The organism is Mycobacterium sp. 1423905.2, assembly GCF_001673155.1.
Classification (GTDB): domain Bacteria; phylum Actinomycetota; class Actinomycetes; order Mycobacteriales; family Mycobacteriaceae; genus Mycobacterium.
Window position 1 is genome coordinate 1 of record NZ_LZLE01000328.1, and the last position, 1,645, is coordinate 1,645.

Below are 1,645 nucleotides of genomic sequence, written 5' to 3' on the forward strand. Positions count from 1 at the left end.
CCACATCACGCCGGAATACACGTAGAACCAATGCAGGTCGCCGAGTTCGATGTCGGTGAGCCGTTGGTAAGTCGCGCGCACGTCCTCCTCCCGCATCACCTCCGGCAGACCGGGTAGCGTCGCCAAACCCGCCAGTTCCTGAAACACCATGTGCGCGAATATCATCCACGCCACATCGAGCTCCCGCGGCCCGAGCGTCACCATCTCCCAATCCAGCACGGCCACCGGCTGGAAATCGCGGTACAGGACGTTGCCGACGCGGGCATCACCCCACAGCAGCACCGGTTCCCGGGTGGCGGCGTCGTCCGGCCAGTGCTCTTCCAGCCAGTCGAATGTCCGCTCAAGCAAGGGTGATCGGCCGATGTCCGGCACTGCGAAGTCATACCAGGACCGCACCCACTCCACATGCCTACGCAGTGCGGTGTCGCCCCGGTAACCCTCGGTCAAGAAGCCGAAAGTCTTTTCCGCGTTGGGAATCGAATGCAGCTCGGCCAGAACCGCGACGGTGGCGTCCTGCAGGGCGCGCTGCTGATCGGCCGGTGCGTCGGCGAACCAGTTGCCGCCGAAGGTGTAGGGCATCACGTCGGGCGGCACCACACCCTCGACATAGTCCATCAAGAAGAACGGGGTGCCGAGCACCTCACCGGTGGTTTCGATCCAGCGCACGCGGGGGACCGGGACATCGGTCAGTTCTCCGACTTGCCGGATGACTTCGAATTGATGGTCCAGCCGGTAGCTCGGGAACACCGGAACGTCGGTGGCGCTCGGCGCCACCCGCGCCACCAGCTTCTGCTCCATCGGCTGGCCGTCCTGGTCCCAGCGCGCGGTGAATACGATCGTTTCCGACGACATGCCGGTGGAATCGATGCCGCTCTCCACCAGCACCTCGGGAGTGGCGGCGCCGGGCAGGACGGTGGCCAGCCATCGCGATAGCAAGGCCGGCAACGTCGTGACGTCACGACTCGAGCGCTGCAGGCGGCCCACATCTTCGACCGCCGGTTCATGCGACACAGGTGCCTCCTTCACGAGGCAATTACGATACGGTAGGTAGCGTTATGAAAGCAGACCCGCCATTCCTTGACAAGGCCCCCGGCGCTGGCCGGCCGCGGGATCCACGCATCGATTCGGCCATCCTGGCCGCGACTGCGGAACTGCTTGTGCAGATCGGATATTCGAACCTCAGCCTGGCCGCCGTCGCCGAACGCGCCGGCACCACGAAATCGGCACTCTACCGTCGCTGGTCGAGCAAAGCCGAGCTGGTGCACGAGGCGGCGTTTCCGGTCGCTCCCACCGCGCTGCAGGCCCCGGCCGGTGACATCGCCGCCGACATCCGGATGATGATCGAGGCCACCCGCGACGTTTTCACCACCCCGGTGGTGCGCGCCGCCTTGCCTGGCCTGGTGGCGGACATGACCGCCGACGCAGAGCTCAACGCCCGGGTGCTGACACGCTTCGTCGACCTGTTCACCGCGGTACGGGTTCGGCTACGAGAGGCGGTCGAACGCGGTGAAGCGCACCGCGACGTCGACCCGGACCGGCTGATCGAATTGATCGGGGGAGCAACGATGTTGCGGATGCTGTTGTATCCCGACCAGATGCTCGACGACGCGTGGGTGGATCAGACCACCGCCATTGTCGTTCACGG

Annotated in this window: 2 protein-coding genes; one reads left to right on the forward strand and one right to left on the reverse strand. The window is 65.5% G+C overall.

What is annotated here, in order from left to right; all coding sequences use genetic code 11:
- On the reverse strand, positions 1 to 1,011 hold a 1,011-nt coding region (locus A9W95_RS22445; RefSeq protein ID WP_067418006.1), incomplete at its 3' end, for a phosphotransferase family protein.
- A 44-nt stretch (positions 1,012 to 1,055) separates the two neighbouring features.
- On the opposite strand from A9W95_RS22445, the gene A9W95_RS22450 reads away from it, so the two are divergent.
- On the forward strand, positions 1,056 to 1,645 hold a 590-nt coding region (locus A9W95_RS22450; RefSeq protein WP_067418008.1), incomplete at its 3' end, for a TetR/AcrR family transcriptional regulator.